14 protein-coding genes and 2 pseudogenes are annotated in these 13,123 nt (G+C 72.0%); 12 read left to right on the forward strand and 4 right to left on the reverse strand.

All coding sequences use genetic code 11. From position 1 onward, the window contains the following. Both WML84_RS07335 and WML84_RS07340 read left to right on the forward strand, forming a co-directional pair. A pseudogene (locus WML84_RS07335) lies at positions 1 to 430 on the forward strand (hypothetical protein); the annotation flags it as partial. A gap of 96 nt (positions 431 to 526) precedes the next feature. After that, on the forward strand, positions 527 to 1,015 hold the full coding sequence (locus WML84_RS07340; RefSeq protein WP_347345490.1) for a hypothetical protein: 489 nt from the start codon (positions 527 to 529) through the stop codon (positions 1,013 to 1,015). Between the two features lie 78 nt (positions 1,016 to 1,093). Here WML84_RS07340 and fbaA read toward each other — a convergent pair whose 3' ends face one another. Continuing rightward, positions 1,094 to 2,122, reverse strand: coding sequence for a class II fructose-bisphosphate aldolase (gene fbaA, locus WML84_RS07345; RefSeq protein ID WP_347345491.1), 1,029 nt, complete (start codon positions 2,120 to 2,122; stop codon positions 1,094 to 1,096). Between the two features lie 170 nt (positions 2,123 to 2,292). Between fbaA and WML84_RS07350 the strand changes: the two genes are divergently transcribed. From WML84_RS07350 to WML84_RS07370, 5 genes are all read left to right on the forward strand, one after another. Beyond that, positions 2,293 to 2,994 (forward strand): FCD domain-containing protein, encoded by a 702-nt coding sequence (locus WML84_RS07350; RefSeq protein ID WP_347345492.1) that lies wholly within the window; start codon positions 2,293 to 2,295, stop codon positions 2,992 to 2,994. A 98-nt stretch (positions 2,995 to 3,092) separates the two neighbouring features. Next, entirely contained in the window at positions 3,093 to 4,517 is a 1,425-nt protein-coding gene (locus WML84_RS07355; RefSeq protein WP_347345493.1) for a four-carbon acid sugar kinase family protein, read from the forward strand. A 41-nt stretch (positions 4,518 to 4,558) separates the two neighbouring features. Further along, complete coding sequence (locus tag WML84_RS07360) at positions 4,559 to 5,458, forward strand: NAD(P)-dependent oxidoreductase (RefSeq protein ID WP_347345494.1); 900 nt, start codon at positions 4,559 to 4,561, stop codon at positions 5,456 to 5,458. 109 nt (positions 5,459 to 5,567) lie between these two features. Then, positions 5,568 to 6,554 (forward strand): class II fructose-bisphosphatase, encoded by a 987-nt coding sequence (gene glpX / locus WML84_RS07365; RefSeq protein WP_347345503.1) that lies wholly within the window; start codon positions 5,568 to 5,570, stop codon positions 6,552 to 6,554. Between the two features lie 109 nt (positions 6,555 to 6,663). After that, on the forward strand, positions 6,664 to 6,855 hold the full coding sequence (locus tag WML84_RS07370; protein ID WP_347345495.1) for a UDP-N-acetylmuramyl pentapeptide phosphotransferase: 192 nt from the start codon (positions 6,664 to 6,666) through the stop codon (positions 6,853 to 6,855). Here WML84_RS07370 and WML84_RS07375 read toward each other — a convergent pair. Next, complete coding sequence (locus WML84_RS07375; RefSeq protein ID WP_347345496.1) at positions 6,830 to 8,272, reverse strand: DNA recombination protein RmuC; 1,443 nt, start codon at positions 8,270 to 8,272, stop codon at positions 6,830 to 6,832. The genes WML84_RS07370 and WML84_RS07375 overlap by 26 nt on opposite strands. A 69-nt stretch (positions 8,273 to 8,341) precedes the next feature. Beyond that, positions 8,342 to 8,938, reverse strand: a complete 597-nt coding sequence (locus tag WML84_RS07380; RefSeq protein WP_347345497.1) for an exonuclease domain-containing protein — start codon at positions 8,936 to 8,938, stop codon at positions 8,342 to 8,344. A 134-nt stretch (positions 8,939 to 9,072) separates the two neighbouring features. Here WML84_RS07380 and WML84_RS07385 point away from each other — a divergent pair, with 134 nt between their 5' ends. From WML84_RS07385 to WML84_RS07395, 3 genes are all read left to right on the forward strand, one after another. Next, a complete protein-coding gene (locus WML84_RS07385; protein ID WP_347345498.1) occupies positions 9,073 to 9,822 on the forward strand; it encodes a class I SAM-dependent methyltransferase in 750 nt (249 codons plus the stop codon). 92 nt (positions 9,823 to 9,914) lie between these two features. Then, complete coding sequence (gene ychF, locus WML84_RS07390; protein WP_347345499.1) at positions 9,915 to 10,988, forward strand: redox-regulated ATPase YchF; 1,074 nt, start codon at positions 9,915 to 9,917, stop codon at positions 10,986 to 10,988. 18 nt (positions 10,989 to 11,006) lie between these two features. Beyond that, positions 11,007 to 11,273 carry a GNAT family N-acetyltransferase gene (locus WML84_RS07395; RefSeq protein WP_347345500.1) on the forward strand — a complete coding sequence of 89 codons (267 nt, stop codon included), beginning with the start codon at positions 11,007 to 11,009 and terminating at the stop codon, positions 11,271 to 11,273. 30 nt (positions 11,274 to 11,303) lie between these two features. On the opposite strand, the gene WML84_RS07400 is transcribed toward WML84_RS07395, so the two are convergent. After that, a complete protein-coding gene (locus WML84_RS07400) occupies positions 11,304 to 11,765 on the reverse strand; it encodes a GNAT family N-acetyltransferase (protein ID WP_347345501.1) in 462 nt (153 codons plus the stop codon). A gap of 187 nt (positions 11,766 to 11,952) precedes the next feature. Here WML84_RS07400 and WML84_RS07405 point away from each other — a divergent pair, with 187 nt between their 5' ends. Beyond that, complete coding sequence (locus WML84_RS07405; RefSeq protein WP_347345502.1) at positions 11,953 to 12,354, forward strand: GNAT family N-acetyltransferase; 402 nt, start codon at positions 11,953 to 11,955, stop codon at positions 12,352 to 12,354. Positions 12,355 to 12,533: 179 nt separating this feature from the next. Continuing rightward, a pseudogene (locus WML84_RS07410) lies at positions 12,534 to 13,123 on the forward strand (HNH endonuclease); the annotation flags it as partial.

Raw genomic sequence — 13,123 nt, forward strand, 5'->3', positions numbered from 1 at the left:
GCGCCGGCGCGCCTGGTGGGCCTCGGGGCTGGCCGCTGCGGCCGCCGCCGTCGTCGCCCTGGTCGTCGTGTTCACGCCGGCCTTCGCGCCGGGGCGCGCCGCCGAGGTCGTCGCGCTCGAGAACGTGACGGATGCCCCGCTCAGCGCCACCGTGGAGCTCGCCGACGTCGCGTGGGGCACCCGCATCGAGATGACGTGCCGCTACGACGAGGCGCCGTACGCCGACGTCCCCGCGGACGGATGGCCCTACGTGCTCGTCGTGGTCGCCGCCGACGGGACGACGAGCGAGCTGTCGACGTGGCGGGCCCGACCGGGCACGACGGCGCGGCTCGGCGCGGGCACCGAGCTGGCGCGCGAAGACATCGCCGCGATCGAGGTCCGCGCGCTGACCACGCAGAAGGTGCTGCTGCGCGCCGCGATCGCGGAATGACGGCGACGCGCTGAACCATTCCGGGCGCCGCGTCGTGATCCCGGTGTCCGCGAGCGCGGGCGGCCGCGTCCGCGGTCGAGATCGAAGGAGACCGTCATGACTGCCACCCGGATACGAGCGGCGCTGGCCGCCGCACTGCTCGCCGTCGCCCTCGCCGGCTGTTCGTCCACGCCCGCAGGCGACGGCGACGACACGCCCGAGGCGAGCGCCCCACCGCCGGCGGCGACGAGCGGCGCCGCGCTCATGGTCGCGGACTCGTCGCTCGGCGAGATCGTCGTCGACGGTGAGGGCATGACCGTCTACATGTTCGACAGCGACACGCAGGGCGCCGGGGCGAGCACGTGCGAGGGGCAGTGCGCAGCGAACTGGCCCGCCGTGACCACCGAGTCCGAGGCCCCTGCGGTCGAGGGCGTGACCGGCGAGGTCGGCACGATCACCGGCGTCGACGGCGCCACGCAGGTGACGCTGAACGGCTGGCCGCTCTACTACTTCGTCGGCGACACCGCCGCCGGCGACGTCAAGGGACAGGGCGTCAACGGCGTCTGGTGGGTGCTCACACCCGACGGCGAGCGCTTCGCCGGGTGAGCCGGGGTCCCGGCATCCGTCGCCCGGAACGCCGAGAGGCACCACGCCACGCGTGGTGCCTCTCGCGGATCCGCCGGATCAGCTCTTGGACTGGCCGTACGAGCCGAGCTGACGCGTGGCCTCGACGACGCGGGCGGCCATCGCCGACTCGGCGATCTTGCCCCACGCGCGCGGGTCGTAGGCCTTCTTGCTGCCGACCTCGCCGTCGACCTTCAGGACGCCGTCGTAGTTGGTGAACATGAAGCCGGCGACCGAGCGGGTGAACGCGTACTGGGTGTCGGTGTCGATGTTCATCTTCACGACGCCGTTGGCGACGGCCAGGGCGATCTCCTCGTCGGTCGAGCCGCTGCCGCCGTGGAAGACCAGGTCGAGGGGCTTCGGGCTGGTGCCGAACTGCTCCGCGATGCCGGCCTGGATCTCGCCGAGCAGCTCGGGGCGCAGCTTCACGTTGCCGGGCTTGTAGACGCCGTGCACGTTGCCGAAGGTCAGCGCGGCGATCCAGCGGCCCTGCTCGCCGAGGCCGAGCGCCTCGACGGCCTTCGCGACGTCGGCGGTGGTCGTGTAGAGCGCCTCGTTCGAGCCCTCGTGCTTGACGCCGTCCTCCTCGCCGCCCACGACGCCGATCTCGACCTCGAGGATGGCGTTGATGTTCTTGATGCGGGGGAGGAGCTCCTTCGCGATCTCGATGTTCTCGTCGAGCGGCACGGCCGAGCCGTCCCACATGTGCGACTGGAAGATCGGCTGGCCGCCGTCGGCGACGACCTCCTCCGAGGCGGCGATGAGCGGACGCACGAAGTCGTCGAGCGCGGGCTTCGGGCAGTGGTCGGTGTGGAGCGCCACCGTGATGGGGTAGCTCTTGGCGACCTCGTGCACGTAGGCGGCGAAGGCGAGGGCGCCGGTCGCGCGGGCCTTGACGGTGTGGCCGGCGAAGTAGTCGGCGCCGCCGGTCGTGACCTGCAGGATGCCGTCGGAACCGGCCTCGGTGAGGCCCTGCAGCACGGCGTTGACGGACTGCGAACTGGCCGCGTTGATGGCGGGGTACGCGAAGCCGCCCGCCTTCGCGCGGTCCAGCATCTCGGCGTACTGCTCAGGGGTGGCGACGGGCATATCAGCTCCTTGATCGGTGTCGTTGCGTCCGAGTGTATCCACTGACCCGCCCGGCGCGCGCGGGGGCGTCGCGTCGTCCCGAGCCCGACTCCGGCGGTCTCCTCCGACGCGTGCGTGCGCCCGGCCGTTAGGGTTGGCGGCAGCGATCGGCTGCGAGCGGAGGACTGCACATGGCGCGAAAGTCGCTGGTCAGCGTGGTGGAGAACGGCCTGCTCGAGCGGATCGTCGACGGCGTCTATGCGATCGGCGCGTCGCTGCCGAGCGAGGCGGAGCTCGCCACCGACTTCGACGTGAGCCGGCTCACGGTGCGCGAGGCGATGCGGTCGCTCTCGACCCAGGGCGTGATCGAGGTGGTCTCGGGCGTCGGGTCGTCGGTGCGACCGCCCGAGCGCTGGGCGTCGCTCGACGCGCTGCTGCGCTACCGCAGCGTGCACGGCGACGGCGACGTGGCCGTGCAGCTGGTGGCCGTGCGGCGCATGTTCGAGGCCGAGGCGGCGGCGCTGGCCGCCGAGCGCATCACCGACGCCGACCTCGAGGCGCTCGCGGCCTGCATCGACGCGATGCGCGCCGCGAGCGACGCCGGCGACGTCGACGCCTTCGTCGCGGGAGACCTGCGGTTCCACGACCTGATCATGCGTCGCTCCGACAACGTCTTCCTGGCGACGCTGTTCGCCCCGCTCACGCGGGTGCTCGCCGACCGGCGGGCCGAGACGTCGCGCGTGCCGCAGATCCAGCGCAACGCCCTCGTCGAGCACGAGCGCGTGCTCGACGCCCTCCGGGCGCGGGATGCCGTGGCCGCGCGCGCCGCGATGGAGGGGCACATGCAGCAGACCCTCGACGATCTGCGCGCCTATGTGCTGAACGACCGTTGACACGCGCCGACTCGCATCGGTAAGCTATCTGATAGCTGATATCAGACAGTGACGTTCGATGAGGACGCCACGTCATCGACGACATGGGAGTTGCAGCAATGACAGTGACGGAGCTTCTCGCCTCCTACCCGGCCGAGGCGCCGGCCGATCCCGCCGAGATCGCCCGCTCGGTGACGGAGTCCGGCCGTGTGCTGATCGTCCTGGATGACGACCCCACCGGCACGCAGTCGGTGGCGGACCTCCCCGTCCTGACCCGCTGGGAGGTCGAGGACTTCGAGTGGGCCTTCGACACCGGCGCGACCGCCGTGTACGTCCTCACCAACACCCGCAGCTTCGACCCCGACGAGGCCGCACGCATCAACCGCGAGGCCGTGACCTCGGCCGTCGCCGCCGCCCGGGCGCGCGGCATCCGTCTCGGCTTCGTCAGCCGCGGCGACTCGACCCTGCGCGGACACTTCCCCCTCGAGCCCGACGTCATCGCCGACACGCTCGTCGCGCTCGGCGAGTCCCGCCCCGACGGCGTGATCCTGGTCCCCGCCTTCCCCGACGCCGGACGCGTCACGATCGGCGGCGTGCACGCCCTCGTCTCGGGCGACGACGTCACGCCGGCGGGCGAGAGCGAGTTCGCCCGCGACTCCACGTTCGGCTACCGCTCGTCGCGTCTCGCGGACTGGGTCGAGGAGAAGACCGGCGGCGCGATCGCCGGCGACGCGGTCGTCGAGCTCACCCTCGACGTCATCCGCGGGGGCACCGACGGCATCGCCGCCGCCCTGCGCGACGCGCCGGCGGGCTCCGTCTTCGCGGTCGACGTGGTCGTCGAGAACGACCTCCGTCAGCTCGCGCTCGCCCTCGAGGTCGTCGAGGCCGAGGGGCGCTCGTACGTCTACCGGGTCGGACCGCCGTTCGTGCGGGCCCGCATCGGCCAGGAGGTCAGCGCGCCGGTCGAGATCGACGTCGCCGACGACGCGGACGCCGTCGCGGGCGGTCTGATCGTGGTCGGCTCGCACGTGGGCCAGACCAGCCGTCAGCTCGCGCACCTGCTCGCGAACCGCCGGTCGGCCCGCGTCGTCGAGGTCGACGTGCCGTCCATCCTCGACCCCGCGATCGCGCGCGCCACGCTCGACGGAGCCGTCTCCGACGTGCTCGCCGGGCTCGACGACGGCGCCGACGTCGTCGTGCACTCCAGCCGCACGCTCATCCGCACCGACGACCCCGACGAGAGCCTCGCGATCTCGCGCAAGGTGTCCGACGCCCTCGTCGAGATCGTGCAGCGCACCGTCGCCGCGCGCCGGCTGCGGTTCGTGATCGCCAAGGGCGGCATCACCTCCAGCGATGTCGCCACGCGCGGCCTCGCGATCGGGCGGGCGACCGTGCAGGGCTCGCTCTTCCCCGGGATCGTCTCCCTGTGGCGCCCGGCCGACGGCACCGCCGTCGGCGTCCCGTACATCGTGTTCGCCGGCAACGTCGGCAGCGACACCAGCCTCACCGAAGCCGTCGAGAAGCTCTCCGCCACGCAGGCGTGAGGCCCGGCATCCACCCCGAACGTCCCGAAAGGAAACCCGCTATGACCACTTCCACCACCGTCGCCGTCCTCGGCCTCGGCGCGATGGGCCTGCCGATGGCCTCGCACCTGGCGCAGGACCTCGTCGTCCGCGGCTTCGACATCGCCCCCGCCCGTCTCGAGCTCGGCGCGCAGGCCGGCGTCGTGCCCTGCGGCTCCGGCCGCGAGGCGGTCACGGGCGCCGACGCGGTGCTCCTCGCCGTCCGCGACTCCGCGCAGCTGAACGACGTCCTGTTCGGCGAGAACGGCGTGGCGGATGCCATGAGCCCGGGCGCCGTCGTCATCCTCACGAGCACCGTCGGCACCGACGGCATCGCGGACGTCGTCGCCGGCCTCGCCGAGCGCGGCATCGAGCTGGTCGACGCGCCGCTGAGCGGAGGCCCCGCCCGCGCGGGCTCCGGCGACCTGCTCATCGTCGTCGGCGCGACCCCCGAGGCGCGCGCGAAGGCGCAGCCCGTGCTCGAGCGGCTGGCGTCGACGCTGACCGTGGTCGGCGACCGCCCCGGCGACGGCCAGGCGCTCAAGACCGTGAACCAGCTGCTGTGCGGCGTGCACATCGCCGCCGCCGCCGAGGCGCTGGCACTGGCCGAGGCGATGGGCCTCGACCCCGCCACGACCCTCGAGGCGCTCGGCGCCGGCGCTGCGGCGTCGTTCATGCTGGCCAACCGCGGTCCGCGCATCCTGCAGGCCTACGACGAGGAGGGCGCCGAGGTGCTCAGCCGTCTCGACATCTTCGTCAAGGACCTCGGCATCGTGAACAAGGCCGCGCGCGCCCACAAGCTGGCGACCCCCGTCGCCGCGGCCGCCGAGCAGCTCTTCCTCCTGGGCCAGGGCATGGGCCTGGCCGCCGTCGACGACTCCGCCGTCATCCGCGTCGTCGCCCCCGAGCGCCCCGCGCGCTGAAAGCCCGATTCCGGCGCGCGGCGTGCCTCGCGCACCCGCGCGCCGGGGCCACCCCCTCGCTAATGTACGACGTAGGCCCAATGGCGAGCTAAGGAGTTCCCTCATGACAATGACCCAGAGCATCGACCTGACTCCGCTGCATCCGGATCGCAACCTCGCGCTCGAGCTGGTACGGGCGACCGAGGCCGCCGCGATCCGGACGGTGCCGTTCATCGGCCGCGGAGACAAAGAGGTCGCCGACGGCGCCGCCGTCGACGCGATGCGCGCGTTCCTGTCCACCGTGCAGTTCGACGGCACGATCGTCATCGGCGAGGGCGAGAAGGACAACGCGCCCATGCTCTACAACGGCGAGCGCGTCGGCAAGGGGCGCGGCCCGCGCTGCGACATCGCCGTCGACCCGATCGACGGCACCACGTTGACCGCCGACGGACGCAACAACGCCCTCTCGGTGCTCGCGGTCGCCGACCGGGGCGCGATGCTCGACGCGTCGTCGGTGTTCTACATGGACAAGCTCGTGACCGGCCCGGCCGGCGTCGGCGTGGTCGACATCCGTCTCCCCGTCGGCGAGAACATCCGCCGGCTCGCGCAGGCGCTCGACAAGCGCGTCGAGGAGATGATCGTGTCGGTCCTCAACCGGCCGCGGCACGCGAAGCTCATCGAGGAGATCCGCGCCGCCGGCGCCGGCACGCGCCTCATGAGCGACGGCGACGTCGCCGGCGGCATCAACGCCGCCCGTCACAACGCCCGCACCGACATGTGCGTCGGCGTCGGCGGCAGCCCCGAGGGCATCGTCACCGCGTGCGCCGTCAAGGCGCTCGGCGGCCACATCCAGGGCCGGCTCTGGCCGCGCGACGACGACGAGAAGCAGCGCGGCATCGACGCGGGCCTCAAGCTCGACGACTTCGTCTACGAGGCCGACGACCTCGTCAAGGGCAAGAACACGATCTTCGTCGCGACCGGCGTCACCAACGGCGAGCTCGTCAAGGGCGTGCGTCTCTCCGACGACTACGTCTACACCGAGAGCGTGGTCATCCGCGGGCGCTCCGGCACGCTGCGACGCATCGCATCGGAGCACGTCGCCTCCAAGTGGTTCTGAGCCCGAGCGGGTACTGTCTGAACTCGAACGGCACCGAGCCACGCGCGCCGCGCTCCACGAACGCGCACCACGGCCCACGAGACGCGAACAGGCACTGAAGGAGGACGTCGTGTCCACAGCATCGAGCAGACCGTCGACCGGACCCATCTCGGTGCCGATCGACCCCGCCAGCCGCCCCGACGTGCTGCTGCGCCGCCGACGTCCCGTGGATCACCGGGTCAGCCCGTGGTGGCACATCAGCGCCTTCGTCGCCGTGTCGATCGCGGTCGTCTGCCTCATGAACCTCTTCCCGGGCGGCTGACCTCCTCTCCCCGTCCGGTCGCGCCGTCGGACGCCGGCGCGTCCGCCGCGTCGGCGGCGGCGCTCCGGTCGGCGTCTGCGGCCCCGCCGTCGCCGGATGCCGCGGCCAGCCGCGCGCGCAGCTCGCCGATGTCCGCGTGCGACGCGCCCTCGACGTCGATCGGGAGCGTGTCGCCGCCCATCGAGACGTCCCGCGCCGGCGGCACGAGCTCGGGCGCGGTCAGATGGCGGGGGAGCCGTTCGATCGCCGCGGGGGCGGTCGTGGCATCCAGCTTCGTCTCGTCGATGCCGGGGAACCGTCGCGCGCTGACGAGGACCCGCGTCTCCAGCGACCCGACGAGCTTGTTGTAGCCGTCGACGGTGCGCTCGATCGCGCGCCGCAGCTCCTCGGTGTGCGCGGTGAGCCCGCCCAGGCGCTGGTACAGCTCGTTGCCGAGCTCGAACAGGCGCCGCGCCTCGTGCGAGACGTCCTGCTGCGTCCACGTGTACGCGACCGTCTTGAGGACCGCCCACAGGTTGACCGGCGAGGCCAGGGCCACGCGTCGGCCGAAGGCGTAGTCGAGGAGCGCCGGGTCCTCCTCGAGCGCCGCGGCCAGCAGCGACTCGCTCGGGATGAAGCACACCACGAACTCCGGGCTCGCGCCGATACCCGCCCAGTAGGTCTTCTTCGCGAGCGCATCGACGTGGGCCCGCACCGCCTTGACGTGGCGCGCGAGGAGCGCCTTGCGCCGGGCTCCCTCCGCGCCCTGCGCCGTCAGCGGGATCGCGCTCGCCTCGAGGTAGGCGTCGAGCGGCACCTTCGCGTCCACCGCGAGCGCCTTGTCGCCGGGGAGCCGCACGACGAGGTCGGGGCGCCCGGCGCCCGCATCGGACGCGATCGAGGTCTGCGTCTCGAAGTCCACGTACCGCGTGAGCCCCGCGGACTCGACGATGCGCCGCAGCTGCGTCTCTCCCCACACGCCCCGCGTGGCGCCCGAGCGCAGCGCGCCCGCGAGCGACTCGGTGGTCGCGCGGAGGGCCTCGTCGGACTCCTGCGCGCGCCGCAGCTGCTCGGCGAGCGAGCCGAACTGCCGGTGCCGGTCGCGCTCGAGCTCGTCGACCTTGTGCTGCATGGACTGCAGCGTCTCCTGCACCGGGGCCAGCGCCCGCAGCACCGCCTGCTCGCGGCGCTCGCGCTCGTCGCGCGCGGCCTGGTCGAAGCGCGCCTGCTGGCCGAGCTCGTGGTGCATCTCGCGCTGCTGCTCCAGCTGCGCCCGCAGCAGGGTCTCGGCGGTCTCGGCCGCGGCGAGGCGCACCGTGAGGTCGGCCCGGTCGGCGGCGCCGTGCTCGCCGGCGCGCGCGGTCGCGGCGAACCAGCCCGCGAGCAGGCCCGCGGCCAGGCACGCGAGGGCGACGACGGTGACGAGTGCGGCATCCATACCGCAAAGGATGCCGGAGGCCTCCGACATCGGCGGTTCGCGCCGTGCCGGCAGGCCCGCGCAGGCGGATCAGATCAGGGGGAGCGGCACCGAGGTCGGCGCCGGGATCTGCGGCACGCGCAGCCCCAGCAGCATCGCGAGCTCGACGACGTCGTACGCGCCGGCGCGCTGCGCGGCGTCGATCATGACGTGCGCGCACGCGAGCGCGTCGGCCGTGGCGTCGTGGTGCGCGAAGTCGAGGAAGCCGGCGGCGGCAGCCACGAGCGGCAGCCGGTACGACTCGAGCTCGTAGGTCTTGCGCGACACCTGCAGGCTGCACACGTAGCGGTACTCCGGGCAGAGGTCGCCGGTCGCGTCGCACGCCCGCCGCAGCACCGCCATGTCGAAGCCGGCGTTGTGGGCGACGAGCACGTCGTCGCCGACGAACGCCGCGATGTCGCCGAGCTGATCGCTCCAGGACTTGGCGTCGAGCACGTGCTCGGGACGGATGCCGTGGATCCCGATGTTCAGCTCGAAGAACCGGTCGTGGCCCGCGGGCGGGCGGATGAGCCAGCCGTCCGTCGCGACCACACGGCCGTCGCGCACGCGGGCGAGGCCCACCGCGCACGCCGAGGCACTCGAGGAGTTCGCCGTCTCGAAGTCGATCGCGGTGAAGTCCAGTCCCACGGCTCCAGCGTGGTCGCTCGACCGGGTCGCGCCGCCGAGGCGCGCCGGGCCGGCGGCGGATCGCCCCGGCATCGGCATCCGTCCGGGCCATCGCGCACCCTGCGCGAGCCCGGACCCGGGCATAGGCTCGAGGCATGGCCAGTCGCGAGGAGATGTCCCTGTCGTTCGGCGCCGCCGCCGACACCTACGAGGCGGGGCGTCCGGACTATCCGAGCGAGGCGGTCGCGTGGCTGCTCGAACCGGTGCGCGGCGGCGACCACGCACCGCGCGTCGCCGACGTCGGCGCGGGCACGGGCAAGCTCACGCGCGTCGTCGCGGCGCTGAGCGCCGAGGTCGTGGCGATCGAGCCCGACCCAGACATGCTCGCGGTGCTGCACGACGCCGTGCCGGGCGTGCCCACCTTCCTCGGCACGGCCGAGGACCTGCCGCTCCCGGACGCAGGCGTCGACGCGGTCGTGCTCGGCCAGGCGTGGCACTGGGTCGACCCGGAGGCGGGCTCCCGCGAGACCGGTCGTGTGCTGCGCGCCGGCGGCGTGCTCGGGCTGATCTGGAACATCCGCGACGACGGCGTGCCGTGGGTGGCTCGCATGACGGAGATCATGCACCGCAGCAACAGCGAGCTCATGCTCGACGAGAGCGGCCCGGTGGTGACGGCCCCCTTCGGCGCGCTCGAGACCCGCGAGTGGCGCTGGACGCGCCCGATGACCCGCGCGATGCTCCACGACATGGCCCGCTCGCGCAGCTACGTCATCACCGCCGAGCCGGCCGAGCGCGCACGCATCGAGGCCGAGCTCGACGCCGTCTTCGACGAGATCGGCGCGGTCGGCGAGGCCGTCGTCGAGCTGCCGTACATCACGCACGCCTACCGCGCCACGCGCCCGTAGCCGGCCGGACGGCCGCGGGTCACGGCATCCGTCGCCCACACGGCCCCGCGATGCCTCGGGGCGTGCCGGCCCACGTCCTAGACTGGATGCCCGTGGCTCTCACCATCGGAATCGTCGGACTGCCCAACGTCGGCAAGTCCACCCTCTTCAACGCCCTGACCAAGAACCAGGTGCTCGCGGCGAACTATCCGTTCGCGACGATCGAGCCCAACATCGGGGTCGTGAACCTGCCCGACCCGAGGCTGGGGAGGCTCGCCGAGATCTTCGGCAGCGAGCGCATCCTCCCCGCCGCCGTGTCGTTCGTCGACATCGCGGGCATCGTGCGGGGCGCCTCCGAGGGCGAGGGTCTCGGCAACCAGTTCCTCGCGAACATCCGCGAGGCCGACGCGATCGCGCAGGTCGTGCGGGGCTTCTCCGACGACGACGTCGTGCACGTCGACGGCGCGGTGAACCCGCAGAGCGACATGGAGACGATCAACGCCGAGCTGCAGCTGGCCGACCTCCAGACGCTCGAGAAGGCGATCGTGCGGTACGAGAAGGAGGTCCGCGGCAAGAAGACCGACCCGGCCGTCCTGTCGACGGCTCTCGAGGCGCAGGACGCCTTGCAGCGCGGCATCCTGCTGTCGGCGTCGGGCATCGACCTCGCGCCGATCCGCGAGCTGGGCCTGCTGACCGCGAAGCCGTTCATCTTCGTGTTCAACGTCGACGAGGCCGTGTTGACGGATGCCGGGCGCAAGGCCGCGCTCGCCGCGCTGGTCGCGCCGGCCCAGGCGGTGTTCCTCGACGCGAAGATCGAGTCCGAGCTCATCGACCTCGATCCCGAGGACGCCGCGGAGCTCCTCGCCTCGACCGGTCAGGAGGAGTCCGGCCTCGACCAGCTCGCCCGCATCGGCTTCGACACGCTGGGCCTGCAGACCTACCTCACGGCGGGGCCGAAGGAGGCGCGCGCCTGGACGATCGGCAAGGGCTGGAAGGCGCCGCAGGCGGCGGGGGTCATCCACACCGACTTCGAGAAGGGCTTCATCAAGGCCGAGGTCATCTCGTTCGACGACCTCGTGACGCTCGGCTCGGTCGCCGAGGCGCGTGCGAAGGGCAAGGCGCGTCTCGAGGGCAAGGACTACGTCATGCGCGACGGCGACGTCGTGGAGTTCCGCTTCAACGTGTAGGCAGTGCGCGGGGTTCGGATGAGTGCTCCCTCGGAGTTCTTCATCTACGTCAAGGACGTCGCCGTTCATCCGGGGCATCGCGCCCGTGGTCTCGGCGCGGTGGTCGTGGAGCGGCTCCGCGCGCAAGTGACCGAGCTGGCCGGTGGAACCGCGTTCCTCGGGTTGTTCTCGACGCCGGAGGCGGAGCCCTTGTACGAGAGGACCGGTTTCGAGGCCCGGCCGGGCTTGACCGGAATGCGGCAGATCCTTCAGGCCGGGCAAGAGGCCGAATCGGTGCCGGCATGACGAGAGATCTCCTCGTCGAGCGACCGTGCTTCAGGACGCGTCCTCCGCGACCGGCGCGGTGACCGCTGGCCGTTCGCGGATCACCTCGCCGCCGATGCGCTCGCCCGTGGGGGTGAACCCGAAGGAGTCGTAGAGACGAGCGGCGACGACGTTGTCGGGGTGATGCCCCAGTCTGATCGCGGTCTGCGGATGCGTGCGGTCGAAATGCTCGAGGAAGGTCCGGAGCGCCTGTCGGCCCAGTCCCTGTCCTTGGGATCGGTGGTCGATCATGAAGGTGATCAACCAGTACTCATCGTCGTCGGGATCGATTCCGTAGACGAGGAAGCCGACGGGCGTGCCGCCCCGGGACAGGGTCATCGGACGGAAGTGGCTCTCGAAACGGGACTCGGCGAGCCAGTAGACGACGGGGGCCGAGAAGTGGGCGGTCTGCTCCGGCGTGACGCCCAGCTGCGTGGTCGGAAACCAGTTCTCGCGGGTGACGTCTTCGATCATCAGCGCGGGAGGATCAGTGGTCGGTGCGGATGCCTGCTGTCTCAAGGTCCTCCTCGTCGCGGGGCATGAGCTCGATGTCGTGCCCGCTCAGCATAGGGCCCGTCTCGCAGACGGTCGGAGCCGGACGGACGTGCAGAAGCCCGTGACCCAGCGGTTCCGAGGCGCGCATGACCGGTACGATCGGGCGATGCCGCTGGAGTTCCACGTCTCGCCGAGGGTCGACGACGAGAGGCTGTCCGACCTGCATCGGCGCGCGTTCGGCTCCGACTCGGGCGCGTCGATGCCGTGGTCGGCGCGGCTGCGCCGACACAGCATCCTGTGGGTGACGGCCGAGGACGACTCCGGGCTGGTGGGATTCGTGAACGTCGTCGGCGACGGCGGCGTGCACGCGTTCCTCCTCGACACCGTCGTGTCGCCTGATCGCCAGGGCGAGGGGATCGGCAAGAGGCTCGTCGAGATCGCCGCCGCCGAAGCCCGCGCGCTCGGCTGCGAGTGGCTGCACGTCGACTTCGAGGATCGCATGGCGGGCTTCTATCTCGAGGGGTGCGGGTTCCGGCGGACTGCGGCCGGCCTGCTGCGGCTCCGGTGACGATCGGGTCGATCATCCGCCGCCGCGCGCCTGCCACCTCATAATAGAAATATTCGATTCTATGCTGGAGATGCAACGTAGATATGTGCTAATCTAGCTGTATCGACCCGTAGTGCCCAATTGACGGGGAGACCGTTCAGCGGAGCCGTCTTCGGCTTCGCCCGTGACGAGGAGTCTCGATGGGGCACATGGATGCGCGAGAGCGGATCGAGTCGGGGTGGCCGGCGCTGGACCGCCTGGTGTCCGAGGTGCTCGGCACGCGCCGCGAGGTCGCGGCGGCGCAGGCTCGGGAAGCGCGACTGCTCGCGGACGCGGTCGATCTCGTCACCGAGCGGGTCGCGGAGCGGCGGTTGCAGGGGGAGCGCGTCTCGGATGCGGATCTGCCGCTGCGCGAGGTCTCGCTGGAGCTCGGAATGGCCATGCGGGTCTCGGATCGCACGATCCAGGGCCGCATGGGCGATGCGTCCACGCTCGTGACCCGCTTCGTCACGACGTTCGAGGCGTGGCAGCGAGGGCGAGTGGATGCCGGTCATGTCTGGGCCATCGTGCGCGCCGGCATCGGCATCACGGACGAAGGTGGACGCGAGGCGTACGAGCGGCTCGCCCTCGAGGCGGCTGCGACGGAGTCGGCCGGTCGGATGGGCAGAGTGGCCCGCGAGATCGCGGCCGCGGTGTCGCCGGAGGACTTCGCCGCCGAGGTGCGGAACGCGTTCGCCGAGCGGATGGTACGCGTGTACGACCTCGACGGCGGCATGGCGCGGATCCTCGC

The sequence above is a fragment of the Microbacterium sp. genome (genome assembly GCF_039812165.1).
Taxonomy (GTDB): domain Bacteria; phylum Actinomycetota; class Actinomycetes; order Actinomycetales; family Microbacteriaceae; genus Microbacterium.